This is a genomic window from Stenotrophomonas sp. Ps181, from assembly GCF_025697425.1.
Taxonomy (GTDB): Bacteria; Pseudomonadota; Gammaproteobacteria; order Xanthomonadales; family Xanthomonadaceae; genus Stenotrophomonas; species Stenotrophomonas sepilia.
Map to the genome: position 1 here is coordinate 420,648 of NZ_JAHWBI010000002.1, position 18,881 is coordinate 439,528.

Sequence of the window (18,881 nt, forward strand, 5' to 3'; positions counted from 1 at the left end):
CATGGGGTTGGATCCCTTGGCTTCGCAAAGGGCTCTGACCCCATGGGCCACTCGTCATTGCGCCGCGTCGGCCTCGGCCTTGCGCTCGCGTGCGGCGGCTTCATCCACGGCCTTCTGCGCGCCCTTGGCGCGGTCCAGCGGCTCCTGCATCGCACGCGACATCGCTTTGGGTACCGGTGGCTTCTCCGGGTTCGGCGTCGGAGGACGCTGGCAGGCCACCAGCAGCACGATGGCCAGCAGGGACAAGGACAGGATCAGGATGCGCATGGCGGTACTCCGCGGTGGGCGTTCGCGCAGTGTCGCATCTCCGGCAACGCCCTGCCGTGAGCGCGTATCCTTGCGGCATCGAAACACAGCGGGCGCGGCCCCGGAGGACACATGACCCAGCAACGGTGGCGCCTGGACGGCCAGACTGCCCTGATTACGGGCGCCAGCGCCGGCATTGGCCTGGCCATCGCGCACGAACTGGCCGGCCTCGGCGCCGACCTGATGATCGTGGGCCGTGACATCGATATGCTGGAGACGGCGCGCGACGAACTGCTGGACGTGTATCCGCAGCACCAGGTGCACGCCCTGGCTGCCGATGTCTCCGATGACGAGGACCGCCGGCAGATCCTGGACTGGGTGGAGGACCACAGCGATGGCCTGCACATCCTGGTCAACAACGCCGGTGGCAACGTCACCAAGGCGGCCACGGAGTATTCCGAGGACGAATGGCGCAAGATCTTCGAGACCAACCTGTTCTCGGCCTTCGAGCTGTCGCGCTACGCGCATCCGCTGTTGGCACGGCATGCGTCGTCGTCCATCGTCAACGTCGGCAGCGTGTCCGGCCTGACCCATGTGCGCAGTGGCGTGGTCTATGGCATGACCAAGGCCGCGATGCACCAGATGACCCGCAACCTGGCCGTCGAGTGGGCGGAGGATGGCATCCGGGTCAACGCGGTGGCGCCCTGGTACATCCGCACGCGGCGCACGTCCGGCCCGTTGTCGGACCCGGACTACTACGAAGAAGTCATCAATCGCACGCCGATGCGTCGTATCGGCGAGCCGGAGGAAGTGGCTGCTGCGGTAGGCTTCCTGTGCCTGCCGGCGGCCAGCTATGTCACCGGCGAGTGCATCGCAGTGGATGGCGGTTTCCTGCGCTACGGGTTCTGATCTTCCAGCGGGTAGTGCCGGCCGCTGGCCGGCAACTGGAATCATTTGAAGATCCTGCGATTGCCGGCCAGCGGCCGGCACTACCGCATGGCAGTCACCCCGGTACCGGGCAGTTGCTGGCCTCCAGCACGCCCTGCAACCGTTCGCGTTCCGCCCGGGCGTTGTCGCGGTTCTCCGGTGAGGCGAACCGCTCGCGGCCACGTGCGTCGCGGAAGCGTTGCTGCCAGCTGCTGCAGCGCTGCGCGTCCGGCAGTTCCTCGCAGCGGTCGCGCACCACTTCGCAGCCTGCAGCATTGACCGGTGTGGCGCCGCCCAGGCCCTGCACGGTCATCAGTTCGCAGCGGCCGGGGGCAGCTTCGTATTCGTGCAGGTAGCCACCGCCGTGGCTGTCGGTGCACTGGAAGATGGGCGGCAGCGGCGGCTTCGGTGGCGCATTGCTGTCCGGCGCGGCATCGGCCTGGCGTGGCAGCGATGCACTGTCGAGTATCAGATCGCCGCCTTCGCGTTCGACCATGCCGGCTTCCATGATCGTGCGTCCTTCGCCGGGGCGGCGGGGGCTGGGCGCGGAAGCCGGCGGCGTACCCGCCGCCGCCGGTGCGGGTGGCGACGGCACAGGGGCCGGCGTGGGCGACGCACTGGCAGCGGCCGGAATCCGCACCACCTGCTGCTTGTTGCCGGCTGGGCAGGGCGTACGTTGCAGGGTGGGCACATCGCTGTTGCTGGAGGTGCAGCGGTAGATCAGCCCGTCGTCGGCCACTGCGTTGCCGGCGAACAGGCCCAGGGCCAGCCAGATCAGGTTCTTCATGCGCACAGCGTACATGCCACGGCAGGCGCTGCGCTCAGCGTTCGCAGTCGCGCGACAGGCGCGCGTCGATGCCACGCTGTTCGTTGCTGATGGCGGTGCGTTCACTTTGCAGCGCGCTGTTGTAGCGGCGGTCCAGTTCCCAGCGGCGGTCGCGCAGGCGCGCGCAGACTTCCTGTGGCGGCAGCGCATGGCAGCTGTCGCGGACCAGCACGCTGCCGGCCGGAACCTGCACACCGACACCCACCGCTGGCGGCCGGTAGCCGGTTCCTTCACCGATGGGGGTGCCGACCGGCGTGCCGAAGGCCGGGCGTGGGCCGGGATGGACCGGGCCGTGGTGCCCATGCGGGAGCCAGACGCTGGTCCACAATGGCACCCAGCGCGGATTGCCCTCGTTGTTGTCGCTGGTGTAGCGACGACCGTCGTCGCTTACGCACTCGTACAACGGTTGTGGTGGCTGGAGGTAGACGTGGCGGACCTCACGATCACGCATCACCGGAACCTCGTCCGGCCGGGCGGGTGCCGCGTCGCTGCGCACCACCCGGGGCGCCGGATCGCGCGGGCGCTGCAGGTCACGCACTTCCTGCCGGCCACTGCTGCACGGCTTGTCCTGCAGGGCCACGGCGCCGTTGCTGGCGACACAGCGGTACACGCGCACGTCCTCGGCGGCGGGTGCGGTCCATGGCAGCAACAGGCACAGGCCCAGGGCGGTGCGCAGCAGGTTCATGGCGGCAGGGTGCGTGATTGTCCGCGGTAGTGCAATCGTCGGTTCAGGAGCGCAGCACGTTGCCGCTGAGCGCGTCGCGGATCGGGGTTGGCTGGGCCAGGCCGCCGGTCTCGCCGTCGAGGAGGCCATCGAGCAGGCGCAGCAGGCGCGGATCGAGCTCGGCACGGCTGCGGGCCGGTGGTTCACCGGCCAGGTTGGCGCTGGTGGAGACCAGCGGGCCACCCCAGGCGCGGCACAGGGCGGCGACCAGCGGGTGGGCGCTGATGCGCACCGCGATACCGCTGTGTTCGCCGGTGACCCAGGGCTGCGCGTGCGGACCGGCCGGCAGGATCCAGGTGTTGGCGCCCGGCCAGCTGGCCAGCACCGCGCGCTGGCGGGCGTCGGGCAATGCCTGCAGGCGGACCCAGCCCTCCAGCTGCGACAGTTCGGCGGCGACCAGGATCATGCCCTTTTCGATCGGGCGCTGCTTCAGCCGCAGCACCGCGTGCACCGCGGCTTCATGTGACGGATCGCAGCCCAGGCCCCAGACCGCTTCGGTCGGATAGGCGATCACGCCACCGGCGCGGAGCGTGGCGACAGCAGAGTTCAGGGTGAGTTCTTTCATGACGGCGACCAGCCCGGCGTGGGCCTCCATTATCCCCCCGCCGCGTGCAGAAGGGGTGGAACGCACCACTCGGTAGTGCCGGCCGCTGGCCGGCATCTGATGTTTCCGGGGTTGCCGGCCAGCGGCCGGCACTACCCCTCATCCGCGCATGGCGCGGATCTACTTCTTTGCAGCGGTCTTCTTGACGGCCTTCTTCGCCGGTGCCTTCTTTGCGGCAGCTTTCTTCACCGCCTTCTTGGCCGGTGCTTTCTTGGCCGCGGCCTTCTTCGGCGCTGCTTCCTTCTTCACCGCAGCCTTCTTGGCCGGCGCCTTCTTCGCGGCGGCTTTCTTGGCGCCGAAGCCCTTGCGCACCGGCTTGCCGGTTTCTTCCATCAGCTGCTGCACTTCGGCCAGGGTCAGCGATGCCGGTTCGCGATCCTTGGGGATCTTGCCGTTCATCCTGCCGTCGCTGATGTACGGGCCGAAGCGGCCGTTCAGTACCTGGATGTCGCTGCCCTCGAACTCCTTGATGATCCGGTTGCGCGCGATTTCTTCCTTCTCTTCGATCAGGAATACGGCGCGGGCCAGGTCGATGGTGTACGGGTCGTCTTCCTTCTTCAGCGAGGCGTAGGTGCTGCCGCGCTTGGCGAACGGGCCGAAGCGACCGATGCCGACGCTGACCGGCTCACCATTGTCCTCGCCCAGTGCGCGCGGCATCAGGAACAGTTCCAGCGCGTCTTCCAGCGAGATGGTGTGCATCGACTGGCCGGGGCGCAACGAGGCGAACTTCGGCTTTTCCTCGGCGTCCTCGGCGGTGCTGCCGATGGCGGCATATGGCCCGAAGCGACCCAGCCGCACGCTGACCGGCTTGCCGGTCTTCGGGTCGGTGCCGAGCTCGCGCGCGCCACTGGCCTCGGCGCGGTCGACCGATTCCTTCTTGTCTTCGACCAGTTCCTTGAACGGCTCCCAGAAACGGGCCATCAGCGGGATCCATTCTTCCTCACCGCGCGAGACGGCATCGAGCTCGTCCTCAAGCCTGGCGGTGAAGTCGTAATCCACGTACTGGGTGAAGTGGCTGGACAGGAACTTGGACACCGCGCGGCCCACGTCGGATGGGCGGAAGCTGCGGCCTTCCATTTCCACATACTTGCGGAACAGCAGGGTCTGGATGATCGAGGCGTAGGTCGAGGGACGACCGATGCCGTACTCTTCCAGCGCCTTCACCAGCGCCGCTTCGGTGTAGCGCGGCGGTGGCTGGGTGAAATGCTGTTCGGCCAGGATGCGTTCCAGCGGGATGCGGTCGCCCGGCTTCATCGCGGGCAGCTTGCGGCCCTCATCCTCGTCCTCGGCGCTCTTGTTGTCCTTGCCTTCCTCGTACACGGCCAGGAAGCCAGGCACGACCACGGTGGTGCCGCTGGCGCGGAACACGTGTTCGCTGCCGGCCGACAGGTCGACGCTGACGGTGTTGAGCGTGGCCGGGATCATCTGGCAGGCCACCGCACGCTTCCAGATCAGCTCGTACAGGCGCCGCTCGTCGTCGGTAAGGAAGCGGGCGACCTGCGACGGCGTGCGCAGGGCCGAGGTCGGGCGCACCGCTTCGTGCGCTTCTTGGGCGTTCTTCGACTTGGTCTGGTAGGTGTTGGGCTGGTCCGGCAGCGAGGCGATGCCGTAGTCGCGGGCGATCACGTCGCGGATTTCCGCCAGCGCGTCCTGCGACAGGTTCACCGAGTCGGTACGCATGTACGAAATCAGGCCGACGGTGCCTTCGTCGCCGATGGCCACGCCTTCATACAGCTTCTGCGCCACCTGCATGGTCTTGCGGGTGGTGAAGCCGAGCTTGCGCGAGGCTTCCTGCTGCAGGGTGGAGGTGGTGAACGGCGGTGCCGGGCGGCGCTTGCGCTCCTTGCTGGCCACGTCGGTGACGTGCAGCGAGCCCTGCGCGGCCTGCTGGATGCGCAGGCGCGCCGCTTCAGCGGTGTCGCCATCGGTGACGGTGAACTGCTCGAACTTCTGCCCGTCCAGCTTGACCAGCTTGGCATTGAAGTGCTGGGACGGGTGCGCGCACTCGGCAGCGATCGACCAGTACTCGCGGGCGATGAAGGCTTCGATCTCTTCCTCGCGCTCGACGATCATGCGCAACGCCGGGCTCTGCACGCGGCCGGCGGACAGGCCGCGCTGCACCTTGCGCCACAGCACCGGCGACAGGTTGAAGCCGACCAGGTAGTCCAGCGCGCGGCGGGCCTGCTGGGCGTCGACCAGGTCGCTGGCGATCGCGCGCGGCTGGCTGATCGCTTCCTTGATGGCGCGCGGGGTGATCTCGGTGAACACCACGCGCTGCATCGGCTTGTCCTTGACCAGCCCGCGTTCCTTCAGGATCTCGGCGATATGCCAGCTGATCGCTTCACCCTCGCGATCCGGGTCGGTTGCCAGCAGGATGTCGTCGGCGCCCTTGGCGGCCTTGGCGATCGCATCGACATGCTTTTCGTTCTTGTCGATCACGTCGTAGTGCATGGCGAACCCGTTGTCCGGGTCGACCGCGCCTTCCTTCGGAATCAGGTCACGCACATGCCCATACGAGGCCAGGACGGTGTAGTCCTTGCCGAGGTATTTGTTGATCGTCTTGGCCTTGGCCGGCGATTCGACGATGAGCAGGTGCTTGGGCATGGCAGCAGTGTCTGTGGGGCGAGCCGCAGGGAAGGGGCCGCTAGGGTGGAGCAAACGGCCGCATTAGTGAAGCGGCCACGGACAAATCAATACGCTGAACGCCCGGTAGTGTGCCGGGCGTTCAGGTTTCACCTTATTAGAGGAATCACGCCCGGCCAGCCCCTGTCAAGCAGCCAGACGTGAGGATGGCCGTTCATGAGGCCATCTTGGCGATGAAGCCGACCGCAGCCACCAGCAGCACCAGGCCCGCCACCGCCAGCAGGCCGGTCAGCACCAGGATCACGATGGTGACCGTACCCAGCTCATGGCGCTGAAGCTGCGGCTGGTCGGTATAGGCCCAGCGGTCGACCACCAGAGTGTCGCAGATCATGTCGTGCAGGCCCTGCTTGCGCTCGGTGAAGGCGGCCATCAGGAAGCCGATGCCCAGGGTGAAGCTGCTCAGCAGCATGGCCCAGTAGCGACCGAAGGCGCGGCCACGGGTCAGGCGGTCACCGTTGCTGCGCACGACCTTGATGCCGACCGCCATCTTGCCCAGCGTGGCGCCGCCCTGCGAGGAATGGAACCAGGTGTAGTAGGCCACGCCGATGGCCATGTTGATCAGCGCGCTGGCCAGCTGCGCGACGATTTCGATGGAGGTCTCGCCACTGCCCACCGCGCCCATGCTGGCGCCAAGCACCACGCCGATGATGGCGCCGATGATGCCGCCCGGCACGGCCAGCACGAAGTAGTCGATCATGTAGGCCGCGACGCGCTTCCAGAAGCCGGCGTAGACCACCTCGCCGCCGATCACCGGCCGCGCGCCACCGGCAGCGGCGGCGGCCGGGGCGTTGTAGGGCGAGCTGCTGAGCGCGCCCGTGCCAGGCAGCGGCGCAGTGCCGTTGTCGATGGCAGCGTAGTCGCTGCGCAGGTCGAAGCCGCCACTGGCAGTGGCGGTGCTGGCGCCGGCCAGTGTCTGCAGGCCCAGTTCATCGACCACCTGGCGCAGTGCAGCCCACTGCGCCATGCCTTCGCGCCAGACCAGGGTGTCCAGGTTCAGTTCGCCGCGCTGGAAGCGCTGGCGGATCTCCTGGACCGACAGCGGGCCCTGGCGTTGCTGTCCTTCGGCGTAGTACCACTCAGTCATTGCATGTTCCCTGTTGGATCGTCCTTGGAGGTGCTGCCGTGCGCGTGGCTCAGCCGCGGCATGACGTCGGCAGGTACTTGTCGTCGCTTTCACCGCTGCATTCCCAGCGGCCGCTGTCGCGATCATATTCCAGCCACAGCAGGTCGCCATCGAGGCTCTTGCCGGGCACGGCCAGCGTTGCTTCGATGCCACAGTGGCCGTTGTTGAAGCGGCCGATGTTCACCGCCGACAGGCCGGCCTGGCTGAAGTCACCCGGGGCCGGGAAACCGGCATCGTTGGCGCCGGGGCAGCGGCCTTCATCGTCGGCGAAGTGCTGCACCTGCTGTTTCAGCGGCTGCAGGGCATTGACCGCGGTCGCGATCCTGGCACGCACGGTGTAGTCGTTGTATGCGGGCAGGGCGATCGCCGCGAGGATGGCCATGATCGGTACCAGTACCAGCAGCAGGCCGCCGCCGATGATCGCGGTCAGGGCGCAACCGGAGAGCTTCTTCTTCGGCGGTGGCAGGACCCCGGCTGCCGCCTGGGTGGCATAGGGCGTGGACGGCGGCAGCACAGGCGGCTGCGGCGGAGGGGGGGCCACCGGTTCCGGTTCCGGCTCGGGTGGCTGGGCCGGCGCAGCAACGTCCAGCGCCGGCACGATCAGGCCCAGCTCGTCGACAACGGTGCGCAACGGCTGCCATTGCGGCAGGCCGTCGCGCCAGACCAGGGTGTCCAGGGAGATCTGGTTGTTTCGGAACAACTCGACCAACTGTTCCGCCGGCAGCGGGCCTTGCTGCCGGTTGCCTTCTGCATGGAACCACTCGCTCACGGGGACGCTCCTGAATGCGCTATGCCCCCAAGTGTACGGTCAGTGAAGGGGTTCTGGCTCGTCCATGAACATCTGCGTCTCCATCCAGGCATAGGCCGCTTCTGAGCCGGGCTGGTTGAACAGCACCATCAGCACGACCCATTTCAGGTCGTCCAGGTCCAGTTCGTCCTGGTCCAGGGCCATCGCCCGGTCCAGCACCAGCTCGCGCTGGTCGGCGTCGAGGATGCCGTGCTGTTCCAGGTACAGCAGGAAGCCGCGGCATTCCACATCCAGCTTGTCCAGCTCGGGGCCATGGTAGATGCGCACGGGGCCATCGACCCGCGCCTGGGCCACGCTCGGCCGCTGCGCGGCCAGGGCATCGAGCCAGTCGAACGCCTTGTTGATCTCGGTGGGGCTGAAACCGGCCTGGATCAGGCCGTTCTGCAGCGAATCGCGGTCACGGATCAGGTCCGCATCTTCGCTGAAATAGTGTTCAAACAGGTACAGCAGTACATCCAGGATGCTCTCTTTCATTGCCCCTCGGCCTGCGTCGCGCGACGCTGTGGAGGTGAAGAAACTAGGGAGTTCGACAGTAGCGGCCGTGTACGCACACCACGATTCCCGCCAGTTCCATGGCCAGCAGCATGGAGGACACCTGGGACGCCGTCAATCCACAGCGCGTGATCAGTGAATCCATACCGCTTGGGTTGTGGTCCAGGGCCCGCCACAAGCACTGGTAGTCAGGGTCGTCGGCCCAGCGCGCCGGCAGGAGGGCCGGCGGTGCCTGTTCAGTGGGGGTGGCCAGCCGCGATTGCAAGCCCGGCAGCTGCTGGCGAAGGGCAGGGGCGAGCAGTTCCAGAACCTCCTCGGGGCGCTCGACCAGCGCCGCGCCCTCGCGGATCAGGCGGTGGCAGCCAGCCGCGCGCGGGTTGAGCACCGATCCGGGCAGGGCACAGACCTCGCGGCCTGCCTCGGCGGCCAGCCGCGCGGTGATCAGCGCGCCCGAGCGCTGGGCGGCCTCGACCACCACGGTCGCCAGCGCCAGCCCGGCTACCAGCCGGTTGCGCGCGGGGAAGTGGCCTGGGCGGGCGGCCGTGCCGGGCAGGTATTCGCTGAGCACCGCGCCTTCGGCGGCGATGCGCGCCTGCAGCCGGGCGTGGCTGTCCGGATAGGCGCGGTCAGGACCGGTGCCGATCACCGCCACGGTGCAGCCACCGGCCTCGAGCGTGGCCTGGTGCGCAGCCGCATCGATGCCTGCGGCCAGGCCGCTGGTCACCGCCAGGCCCGCCTCGACGAAACAGCCGGCAAAACGCGCGGCCAGTGCGCGCCCACCCGGGGTGGGGGAACGGCTGCCGACCAGCGCCACCGAGGGGCGCCAGGCCAGGCAGGGATCACCGGCGACGAACAGCGCCAGCGGCGGGTTGGGCACCTCCAGCAACGAAGGTGGAAAGGCCGGATCGGTGCAGGGCAGCAGGTGATGGTTGTCCTGTTCCAGCCAGCGCAGGGCGGCTGCACACACCCGGGCGTCGGGACGTTCCAGCGCGGCGCATTGCTCCGGCGTGCAGCCGTGCGCGCGCCAGTTCGCCGGGCCTTGCGCGATGCCGGCTTGCGCACCGCCCGCGGCCTGCAGCAGGGCCCGTCGTGGCGCCAGTGCGCCTCCCGCCATCAACAGGCGCAGCAGCGCCTCATATGCATGCGTGATCATCCCCCACTATCGGCCGCACACAACAAAGGCGCCCTAGGGCGCCTTCGCACGTGATCGTCAGGTTTTCCCGCAGACGCCCGCCGGGCAGCGGCCGGCACGCCCGGCAATGGTTACTTTGCGTCCGGGTGCAGCGCGTTGTACCCCACCTGCACCGGCTTCACACCCTGCATCACCAGCGCGTAGCTGACGTTGTCGAAGGTGCGGAACACCATCGCGTGCGCGGCATACTCGTCCGGCAGCGAGACCCGGCCGGCGCCGGTGCTGAGCGAGTCGTCCATGCGCGAGGAGCCCGGGTACTTCATGCGGTGCGCCACATGGCGGCCCGGGCGCCACAGCGAGAACACGGTCCCGTTGTCCACGCCCTGGGCACGGCCGGCCGAGATCGCGATCACGTCGCGCGGGCCACCGGCATTGAACATGTCGGTGACGGCCAGCACGCGCACGTCCACACCCTCGACACCGGCAGCGGGTACATGAGGGATGAACTGCAGGTCGTATGGCTTGGCTTCGACCGGCACCAGGCGGTCACCGGCGCGCACTTCGCGGCCGCCGTCGTTCTTGTCCAGCACCAGCGTGGAGGCCTCGACCTTGCCGCCGGCAATCTGGGTGATGGTGCCGGTAGCGACCTGGGCCAGCTCGTAGCCGAGCACGCCACGGCGGGCGTTGGGCGCGTTGTAGGCCTTCCACAGGTTGCCGCTGCCCGGGGTCACGTGGCCATTGGCGGTCAGGTCTTCGGTCGGCTTGGGCTGGGCGTACCGCACGGTCGGGCGTACCACGGCCCAGCGCTGGCCCACCTGGGCATCGGCCAGGCGCACGTAGACGGTGTCACCGCCGGACACGCGCAGGCGGTTGTCCTCCAGGCCGACCACGTAGGGCAGCTGCTTGATGCTGTCGACAACGCTCAACTGCTTCAGGAACGGCTCGACCTGGGCCAGCGGAATGGCGTCGATCGGGGCCTCCTGGCGCGGGCCGGCCTGGGACACGGTCACCCGGTCCAGATAGGCCAGGCTCAGCACGTCACCTGGATAGATCAGGTGCGGGTTGGCGATCTGCGGATTGGCTTGCCAGATCTCCGGCCACAGCCAAGGCTTCTGCAGGAAACGTGCGGCGATATCCCACAACGTATCCCCTTTTCGGACCACATAGGTGTCCGGGTGCCCGCCATTCACTTCCACGGCGGTAGCATAGGCAGCCACGGTCAGCATCGCCGCGGCGACGACCGTACGAAAACGAAGCAACATAGGTGTGAAGCCCTGATTCCCCAACAGGTCCGCGCACTATAGTCCAGAAACCGGGGCGCAAGGCAAGCGTTGGAGCTAGAATCTGCGACGTATGCCGGCGTGCCGGCCCCCTATCCGGAAACAGCCATGGCCCTTCTCCCCATTCTCGAGTTCCCCGATCCGCGCCTGCGTACCAAGGCTGCGTTGATCGACGCCGCCGAAGTCACCACGCCGGCCTTCCAGGAACTGATCGACAACATGTTCCAGACCATGTACGACGCCCCGGGCATCGGCCTGGCGGCCACCCAGGTGGACGTGCACAAGCGCTTCATGGTCATCGATGTCAGCGAAGAGAAGAATGAACCGCATGTGTTCATCAACCCGGAAATCGTCGCCAGGGACGGGGGCCGGGTGTACCAGGAGGGTTGCCTGTCGGTCCCGGGCATCTTCGCCGACGTCACCCGCGCCGACACCATCACCGTGAAGTACCTGGACCGCAACGGCCAGGAACAGCAGCTGGAGGCCGGTGAAGTGCTGGCCACCTGCATCCAGCACGAGATGGACCATCTGGACGGCAAGCTGTTCATCGACTACCTGTCGCCGCTCAAGCGCGAGATGGTCCGCAAGAAGCTGGCCAAGCAGCGCAAGCACGTGGCGTGATCGCCCATCCGGGCCGCCCTTCGGGTGGCCCGTGCCCGCGCGACGCGCGCGGGCTGCACGGCGCCGGCCGACGGCGCCGTTTTCTTTCCTGCACGAATCCATCCTGCAAGTGGGGTAGCCATGAGGATTGTCTTTGCCGGTACGCCGGAATTCGCGGTGTCGTCGCTGCGCGCTGCGGCGCGCCACCACGAGGTCGTGGCCGTCCATACCCAGCCTGACCGGCCGGCCGGCCGAGGCCGTGGCCTGGCACCGTCGCCGGTCAAGCTCGAGGCCGTGGCCCGTGGCATTCCGGTCTACCAGCCCGAATCACTGAAGGACGAGGCTGCACAGCAGCAGCTGCGCGAGCTGCAGCCGGACCTGATGGTGGTGGTGGCCTATGGCCTGATTCTGCCCAAGGCGGTGCTGGCGATCCCGACCCATGGCTGCTGGAACGTGCACGCCTCGCTGCTGCCGCGCTGGCGCGGTGCCGCGCCGATCCAGCGTGCGATCCAGGCCGGTGACACGAAGACCGGCGTGTGCCTGATGCAGATGGAAGCGGGCCTGGATACCGGCCCGGTGCTGCTGCACCAGGAACTGCCGATCGCTGCCACCGATACCGGTGGCCAGCTGCACGACAAACTGGCCGAGCTGGGCGCACAGGTGCTGTCCGATGGCCTGGGCCTGCTGCGGGCCGGCATCAAGCCGATCGCGCGGCCGCAGCCGGAGCAGGGCGTGACCTATGCGCACAAGCTGGACAAGGCCGAAGCCCGTCTGGACTGGGCGCAGGGCGCCGATGTGCTGGCGCGTACCGTGCGTGCCTTCAATCCGTGGCCGATCGCCGAAGCGACGCTGGCTGGGGAACGCGTGCGCATCCATGGCGCGGTGGCGCTGGATGAGGCCCACGGCCAGGCGCCGGGCACGGTGCTGGCGGCCAGCCGCGATGGCATCGACATCGCCTGTGGCCAGGGCGCACTGCGCTTGCGTACGCTGCAGCGCGAAGGCGGCAAGGCGATCACCGCCGCCGACTACCTCAACGCCCGCCGTGATCTGCGCGTGGGAGCATAAGCGGTGTCGAAGCAGAACGATTTCTCCGTGGCCAAGGCGGCGCCGGGCGCGGCCACGCGCATGCTGGCCGCACGCGTGCTGGCACAGGTGTTCACCCGTGGCCGTTCATTGAAGGCCGAACTGGCCTGGGCGCTGCCGAAGCTGGCCGACAGCCGCGATCGTGCCTTGCTGGAAGCGCTGTGCTTTGCGGTCCTGCGTCGCCGCAGTACCTATGACGCTGCCTTGCAGTCGTGGATGCAGAAGCCGCTGTCGGCGCGCGACGCCGACCTGCGCACCCTGTTGATGGTGGGCTTTGCCCAGCTGGACGTGTTGGAACTGCCGGCGCATGCGGCGCTGTCGGCCACGGTCGATGCCGCGCGTGCGTTGGGCCGTGAGCGCCAGGCCGGCCTGGTCAATGCGATCCTGCGCCGCGCGCAGCGCGAGGGTTTCCCGGAGCAGCCGGCGCGCGATGCCTTCCCGGTATGGCTGGCCGATGCGGTGGAACGCGATTGGCCGGCACAGGCCGACGCCATCTTCAGCGCCAGCCTGCAACCGGCCCCATTGTGGCTGCGTGCCAATCGCCAGCACGGTGGCCGTGACAAGGCACTGGCGGCACTGGCCGAGGCGGGCATTGCCGCCGAACCCAGCGCGCTCTGCGCCGATGCATTGCGCCTGGCGGCCCCGGTTGCCGTGAACCAGCTGCCGGGTTTTGCCGACGGTGCACTGTCGGTACAGGACCTGTCGGCGCAATGCGCAGCCGACGCGCTGGCGCCCGCGACCGGCGCCCGCGTGCTGGACGCCTGTGCGGCGCCCGGTGGCAAGTCGGCGCACCTGCTGGAACGTGACCCCAGTCTGCGCCTGCTGGCGCTCGATATCGATGCGCGTCGCCTCGCGCGCGCCCGCGATACCTACACCCGCACCGGTGTGGGCGAGGGCGCGCAGACCCGGGTGGCCGATGCCAGCGATCCCGGGGCCTGGTGGGACGGCACGCCGTTCGACGCCATCCTGCTGGATGCCCCGTGCTCGGCCACCGGCGTGATCCGCCGCCAGCCGGACGTGATGTTCCACCGCCGCGCCGAGGACATCGATGCGCTGGTCGGCGTGCAGGCCCGCCTGCTGGAGGCGTGCTGGTCAATGCTGCGCCCGGGAGGCGTGCTGCTGTACGCCACCTGTTCGATCCTGCGCGCCGAGAACGTCGATCAGGTGCGAGCCTTCCTGAAGTGGCATCCGGACGCAGCGGCACAGCCTCTGGATGACACATTCGGCCTCGATTGCGAGGGGATTGCGCGCCAGCGCCTGCCGGGTGACAACGATGCCGACGGTTTCTTTTACGCGCGTCTGCTAAAAACAGCCTGACCCCGCTGACGTTCCGAGTCCCATGCTGAAATCCCGCGCGTCGCGCGAGACGTGGTTGTTCGTGGTGATGGCCCTGCTGGTGCTGGGGGCCGGGCTGGGCCTTCGTGATCCGTGGCCGTCGGACGAACCGCGCTTCGCACTGGTGGCCAAGCAGATGTTCGACAGCGGGCAGTGGCTGTTCCCGCATCGCGGCACCGAGCTGTACTCGGACAAGCCGCCGATGCTGATGTGGTGGCAGGCCACGCTGTACAGCCTGGTCGGGCAGTGGCGCGTAGCCTTCCTGCTGCCGTCGCTGCTGGCGGCGCTGGGCACGCTGTGGTGCGTGGTCGACCTGGGGCGGCGCCTGTGGACGCGGCGGGTGGGGTTGTACGCCGGCTGGGCGCTGCTGTTCGCGCTGCAGTTCACCTTCCAGGCGAAGAAGGCGCAGATCGACCCACTGCTGCTGCTGTTCATCACCCTGGCCAACTACGGCCTGCTGCGCCACCTTTTGCTGGGACCAAGCTGGCGCTGGTGGTGGCTGGGCTGGTTCTTTGCTGGCATCGGCGTGATCACCAAGGGCGTGGGGATGCTGGCGCTGCTGATGCTCGTGCCTGCGGCGATCGCCGCGGCGCTGCAGTGGCCACGGGTGGGACTGCATGCGCGCGACGCGCGTTTCTGGCTGGCGCCGCTGGCCTTCCTGCTGGCCGTGTCGTTGTGGCTGGCGCCGATGCTGCTGGCCGGCTTTGCCACCGGCTCGGACGAGTACCGGGCCTACATGGACGACATCCTGTTCCAGCAGACGGCGCGGCGCTACGCCCATTCCTGGGACCACCATCAGCCCGCCTGGTACTTCCTGGCGACGATGCCGCTGATGTGGATCCCGGCGTTCCTGGCCCTGCCCTGGGCGATTCCGGCGTGGCGCCGCCGGCTGCGCCGCCGCGACCCGCGCTACCTGCTGCCGCTGGCCTGGTGGCTGATGGTGGTGCTGTTCTTCTCGATTCCCGCCGGCAAGCGCGATGTGTACATCCTGCCGGCGCTGCCGATGTTCTGCCTGGTGCTGGCGCCGCTGTTGCCTGGATTGCTGAGGCGGCGCGATGTGCAGGCCGTGGTGGGGGCGTTCACCGGCCTGCTGTCACTGGGCCTGGCCCTGGCCGGTGCGATGGCGGTGCTGGGCGAGCCGGCCTTCGAGCTGCGCCTGACCCACAGCCGCGGGCTGGGGCCCGGCGCCGTCGACGCACTGGCCTGGACGATCCTGGCGATGGGTGTGTGGGGCGGATTGAGCCTGCTGGCCTGCGGCCGTCGCCGGCATCTGGCGCTGGTGTCGACCCTGGCGATGGTCTGGGTGCTGTACAGCCTGGTCGGCTATCCGCTGCTGAACGATTCCAGTTCCGCCCGCGGCCTGATGCGCACGGTTGGTAGCCGTCTGGGCCCGGATGCCGAGTTGGGGCTGGTGGCCTGGAAGGAGCAGCATCTGCTGCTGGCCGACCGTCCTGCAGCGACCTTCGGTTTCGAGACGGACTGGGACGAGCAGCTGATTGCGGCCACGCGCTGGCAGCGGCTGGCGCCCGGACGCCGCTGGTTGCTGGTGCACGAATACGCGATGCTGTCGTGCGTCGACCGCAACCGTTCTGAACTGGCCGGCGTGGCCAACCGGCGGCGCTGGTGGCTGGTGCCGGCAGCAGCGGTGAAGGTGCCCTGCGTGGTCACTGCAGAGGAGCGCGAACGTGAACGGCGTTTGCAGGAACATGACTAGCCACCACGATTCCGGCTTGTCCAGTCTGCCCAAGCGGGCCCAAAGGCAGTAAAACAGCAGGCTGGGACGGCCTGCTGTTGGCCCGCCCCGTTCTTCCCTCAGATTGCAGCGATACTTCCCGACGTGCCAGCTTCACCGGACAACCTGAACCCCATGGCCGGAAACCCGCTGGGCGTTCCCGCCGGTGGGCGCCATGGAGTCGCGCATGCGCTCGCCCAGCTGGGCCTGTTCTGCCTGCCGGCACTGGTGCTGACCGTGCCGATCAACCTGTTGCCGTATGGCCTGCTGCTGCTGCTCAGCACGCTGCTGGCGCCGGAGCTGCTGTGGCGCGCGCGCGGCATGGCCGGTCAGCCGGTGAAAGTGCTGGCCTGGCTGATGCTGGCGGTGCTGGCGCTCGGCGTACTGTCGGTGGTGTTGTTCGAGCAGGGCCTGCGAGACGTCGACAACCGCTCGCGATTCGTGGTGATCCCGTGGATCGCGCTCTGGGTCTGCGCGCTGCGTCCCAACCTGCGGTGGCTCTGGTACGGATCATTGACCGGCCTGCTCGCCACCTTCGCGATGTCGCTGTGGCAGGTGCTGGGTGGCGCCCCGCGCGCAGAGTTGTTCACCAACGCCATCGTGCTGGCCGACATCGTGATGGTGTTGATGGTGCTGCTGGTGTTCTGTCGCCCGTCGCGGCGCTGGTCGCTGGTGATCCTCGGCATGGCCGCCGGCTGCGGCACCATCGTGCTGACCGGCAGCCGCGGCGTGTTCGCCGCCCTGCTGGCGCTGCTGGTGGTGCTGGCGCTGAGCCTGCGCTGGCGCACCGGTGCGGCGCGCCTGTCGGTGCTGGCCGGCATGCTGGCGATCGGTGCGACCCTGCTGCTGTCGGTGCCGGAGCTGCGTCACCAGGTGCGCCTGAGCGAGCTGCACAGTGACGTGCAGCGGATGGAGCTGGGCGACAGTGATTCTTCCGCCGGTGCCCGCGTGGAACGCCTGCAGGTGGCCTGGGAGACCTTCCTCGATCACCCGCTGGTGGGGGTTGGCATCGGTCATTTCGACAGCGCGATGCTGCGCGTGCCGGTCTGCCGTGAGAATCCGGAAGAGTTGCGTTGCCACCTGGGGCATGCACACAACGATGTTGCCGAATGGGCAGCGACCCAGGGCGTACCGGGCCTGCTGCTGTTGCTGGCGGTGTATGGCATCCCGCTAGGGTTGTTCGTGCGGCTTCATCGCCGCAGCGGACGGTCGACCTTCCGGGGGCCGGCCGCAGCCGGCATCATGCTGGTGATCACCTATGCGCTGTGCGGCCTGACCCAGTCGATGTTCGCGCACCAGATGACGGCCAGTTTCTACGTGACCCTGGTCGGCCTGCTGACCGGCCTGTCGATCGTCGAAGGCGCGCGCCACCGGGCAGTCACCGGGGCGTGACGCATCGGCGCGCCGGGCAGGGCCCGGCGATCAGGGACTGGGCGGATCAGCCACGGCCTGGCCGTTGCCCAGCATCCACAGCATGATGGTCTTCTGGCGCACGTAGTTGGCGCGCACATAGGCGTAGACCAGGCCATGCCAGCCGTCGCGGAAGCCGCCACGGAACACGAAGCCGCGCCAGAACCGCCAGGCCGGTGCCAGCACCAGCTTGCCCAGCGTGGCACGTTTGCCGCGCGCGAACTCGTGCTCGGCCATCATCCGCGCGTACTTCTCGGTCTTGGCCAGCTGTTGCTGCAAGGAGCGGTAGGGATAGTGGACCAGGTCGCCGCGCAGGGTACCGACACTGCCATCGACGCTGGCGGCCTCGTGGATCTCGCGCTTGCCGCGCCAGCCGCCACGGCGGCGGTCGAACAGGCGCATCACCCGGTCCGGGTAGGCATTGCCATGGCGCAGGAACTTGCCGAAGTACTCCGACAGGCGTGCGAAGCGATAGCCGGCATGGCCAGCGAAGCCACCGTCGCGGGCCTGTTCGATGGCCGCACGCAGTTCCGGGCTGATCCGCTCATCGGCGTCCAGGCACAGCACCCAGTCGTGGCCGGCCTGCTCGACGCAGTACGCCTTCTGGCTGCGGAAGCCGTCGAACGGGCGCTGCAGCACGCGGGCGCCTGCGGCCTCGGCGATGGCCACGGTGGCATCGGTGGAGTAGGAGTCCACGACGACGATCTCATCGCAGAAGGCCAGCGAGGCCAGGCAGTCGCCGATGCGGCCGGCCTCGTTGAACGCGATAATGCAGGCCGAGATGCGAGGCCGTTCGATGGGAGCGGTCGTGGAGGACATGATGGCCGGGTACCTGTTGTTTGCGACGGAGCGCTATGCGCTGCCTATTCTCGCCCCGTTGGCGCAGGCCTTGCACGCCTCCGGGCAGGAGGTGGCAGCCTGGTTCGAGGGCGGCGCGGCCGGCAGCCAGCTGCCAGGAGTGCCCAACATCGGCCTCAAGCAGGCGCTGGCACTGCGGCCGCGGGCGGTGTTCAGCGCCGCCAACTGGGTGCCGACCTTCCTTTCGGGAGCCAAGGTGCAGCTGTTCCATGGCTTCAACGTGGAGAAGCGCGACAGCGCGCGCGGCCACTTCCGGGTGCGCGGCATGTTCGACCTTTACTGCACGCAGGGGCCGGCCACCACCGCGCCGTTCCGTGAGATCGCGGCCCTGCAGGGCCACTTCGCGGTGGCCGAGACCGGCTGGCCAAAGCTGGATCCGCTGTTCCGCGACGACGGTGGCGAGAGCGCCGCGCTGCGCGCCGCCGCTGGAGGACGCCCGGTGATCCTGTTCGGCTCGACCTTCACCGAACGCCTGAGCGCAGCCCCGCACCTGCATGCGCAGATCGCCGCCGACATCGCCGAAGGCAACCGCTACTGGCTGCTGACCCTGCACCCGAAGTGCCCACCGGAATTGTTCGAACGCTACCGCGCGCTGGCCGGTGCCAATGCGCGCTTCATCGAGCCGGAGCAGGTGATGGCCGCACAGCGCGCCGCCGATGTGCTGGTGTCGGATACCTCGTCGATCGTTTCGGAGTTCATCGTCCAGCACAAGCCGGTAGTGACCTTCCGCAACCGGGTGCCCAAGCCGCACATGATCGACTTCGACGACCCGGTGCAGCTGCCGGCGATGCTGCAGCGCGCGCTGCATCCCGACGCCGCGCTGCAGGCGGAGATCGTGCGCTACGCCGATGCCATCCATCCGTACCGCGATGGCCTGTCCAGCGAGCGCGTGATTGCGGCTACCGAGGATTTCCTGTCCGGTGAAATGGGCGTGCTGCGGCGCAAGCCGTTCGGCAGCTGGGTGCGCGACCTGCAGATCCGCAAGGACCTGGGGTATTGGGGGCCGTCGCAGCGCTGATGGGTTGATGCGGATACACGCCATGCGTGGATGCGCGATC

Annotated in this window: 18 protein-coding genes; 7 read left to right on the top strand and 11 right to left on the bottom strand. The window is 68.3% G+C overall.

The features are described 5' to 3' along the window. Positions 1-54: 54 nt before the first annotated feature. A complete protein-coding gene (locus KXV01_RS05545) occupies positions 55-267 on the bottom strand; it encodes a hypothetical protein (protein WP_049411884.1) in 213 nt (70 codons plus the stop codon). A gap of 111 nt (positions 268-378) precedes the next feature. On the opposite strand from KXV01_RS05545, the gene KXV01_RS05550 reads away from it, so the two are divergent. Then, positions 379-1,155 carry an SDR family oxidoreductase gene (locus KXV01_RS05550; protein WP_014038643.1) on the top strand — a complete coding sequence of 259 codons (777 nt, stop codon included), beginning with the start codon at positions 379-381 and terminating at the stop codon, positions 1,153-1,155. 94 nt (positions 1,156-1,249) lie between these two features. Here the strand turns inward: KXV01_RS05550 and KXV01_RS05555 are convergent, their stop codons facing one another. The 9 genes from KXV01_RS05555 to KXV01_RS05595 all read right to left on the bottom strand — a co-directional run bounded on the left by KXV01_RS05555 (position 1,250) and on the right by KXV01_RS05595 (position 10,787). Next, complete coding sequence (locus tag KXV01_RS05555; protein WP_049411970.1) at positions 1,250-1,960, bottom strand: hypothetical protein; 711 nt, start codon at positions 1,958-1,960, stop codon at positions 1,250-1,252. Between the two features lie 34 nt (positions 1,961-1,994). Further along, positions 1,995-2,684: a DUF4124 domain-containing protein gene (locus KXV01_RS05560; protein WP_111175349.1), complete on the bottom strand. Its 690-nt coding sequence runs from the start codon at positions 2,682-2,684 to the stop codon at positions 1,995-1,997. Positions 2,685-2,727: 43 nt separating this feature from the next. After that, a complete protein-coding gene (locus KXV01_RS05565; RefSeq protein WP_099494890.1) occupies positions 2,728-3,318 on the bottom strand; it encodes a Sua5/YciO/YrdC/YwlC family protein in 591 nt (196 codons plus the stop codon). A gap of 129 nt (positions 3,319-3,447) precedes the next feature. Continuing rightward, on the bottom strand, positions 3,448-5,931 hold the full coding sequence (locus KXV01_RS05570) for a DNA topoisomerase I (RefSeq protein ID WP_049438509.1): 2,484 nt from the start codon (positions 5,929-5,931) through the stop codon (positions 3,448-3,450). Between the two features lie 193 nt (positions 5,932-6,124). Further along, positions 6,125-7,054, bottom strand: coding sequence for an RDD family protein (locus KXV01_RS05575; RefSeq protein ID WP_049438510.1), 930 nt, complete (start codon positions 7,052-7,054; stop codon positions 6,125-6,127). Between the two features lie 49 nt (positions 7,055-7,103). Beyond that, the gene (locus KXV01_RS05580) at positions 7,104-7,862 is read right to left on the bottom strand and encodes a pilin (RefSeq protein ID WP_134709465.1); all 759 of its coding nucleotides are present in this window, start codon (positions 7,860-7,862) and stop codon (positions 7,104-7,106) included. Between the two features lie 39 nt (positions 7,863-7,901). Beyond that, a complete protein-coding gene (locus KXV01_RS05585; RefSeq protein WP_005419622.1) occupies positions 7,902-8,375 on the bottom strand; it encodes a DUF494 family protein in 474 nt (157 codons plus the stop codon). A 43-nt stretch (positions 8,376-8,418) separates the two neighbouring features. After that, positions 8,419-9,546 (bottom strand): DNA-processing protein DprA, encoded by a 1,128-nt coding sequence (gene dprA, locus KXV01_RS05590; RefSeq protein ID WP_263467547.1) that lies wholly within the window; start codon positions 9,544-9,546, stop codon positions 8,419-8,421. Positions 9,547-9,656: 110 nt separating this feature from the next. Then, a complete protein-coding gene (locus KXV01_RS05595; protein WP_111096742.1) occupies positions 9,657-10,787 on the bottom strand; it encodes a LysM peptidoglycan-binding domain-containing protein in 1,131 nt (376 codons plus the stop codon). Positions 10,788-10,913: 126 nt separating this feature from the next. Here KXV01_RS05595 and def point away from each other — a divergent pair, with 126 nt between their 5' ends. The 5 genes from def (at position 10,914) to KXV01_RS05620 (ending at position 16,947) form a co-directional block, all read left to right on the top strand. Next, positions 10,914-11,426 carry a peptide deformylase gene (gene def / locus KXV01_RS05600; RefSeq protein WP_005419619.1) on the top strand — a complete coding sequence of 171 codons (513 nt, stop codon included), beginning with the start codon at positions 10,914-10,916 and terminating at the stop codon, positions 11,424-11,426. 120 nt (positions 11,427-11,546) lie between these two features. Next, a complete protein-coding gene (fmt, locus tag KXV01_RS05605) occupies positions 11,547-12,470 on the top strand; it encodes a methionyl-tRNA formyltransferase (protein WP_263467548.1) in 924 nt (307 codons plus the stop codon). Between the two features lie 3 nt (positions 12,471-12,473). Then, on the top strand, positions 12,474-13,805 hold the full coding sequence (rsmB, locus tag KXV01_RS05610) for a 16S rRNA (cytosine(967)-C(5))-methyltransferase RsmB (protein WP_049411910.1): 1,332 nt from the start codon (positions 12,474-12,476) through the stop codon (positions 13,803-13,805). Between the two features lie 22 nt (positions 13,806-13,827). Then, complete coding sequence (locus tag KXV01_RS05615; RefSeq protein ID WP_049411914.1) at positions 13,828-15,537, top strand: glycosyltransferase family 39 protein; 1,710 nt, start codon at positions 13,828-13,830, stop codon at positions 15,535-15,537. A 153-nt stretch (positions 15,538-15,690) separates the two neighbouring features. After that, entirely contained in the window at positions 15,691-16,947 is a 1,257-nt protein-coding gene (locus tag KXV01_RS05620) for an O-antigen ligase (protein ID WP_049411916.1), read from the top strand. Between the two features lie 30 nt (positions 16,948-16,977). On the opposite strand, the gene KXV01_RS05625 is transcribed toward KXV01_RS05620, so the two are convergent. Beyond that, complete coding sequence (locus KXV01_RS05625) at positions 16,978-17,784, bottom strand: glycosyltransferase family 2 protein (protein WP_049411918.1); 807 nt, start codon at positions 17,782-17,784, stop codon at positions 16,978-16,980. Between KXV01_RS05625 and KXV01_RS05630 the strand changes: the two genes are divergently transcribed. Then, complete coding sequence (locus tag KXV01_RS05630) at positions 17,783-18,841, top strand: CDP-glycerol glycerophosphotransferase family protein (protein WP_049438515.1); 1,059 nt, start codon at positions 17,783-17,785, stop codon at positions 18,839-18,841. The two genes, KXV01_RS05625 and KXV01_RS05630, sit on opposite strands and share 2 nt — an antisense overlap. The last annotated feature ends 40 nt before the right edge of the window (positions 18,842-18,881 follow it).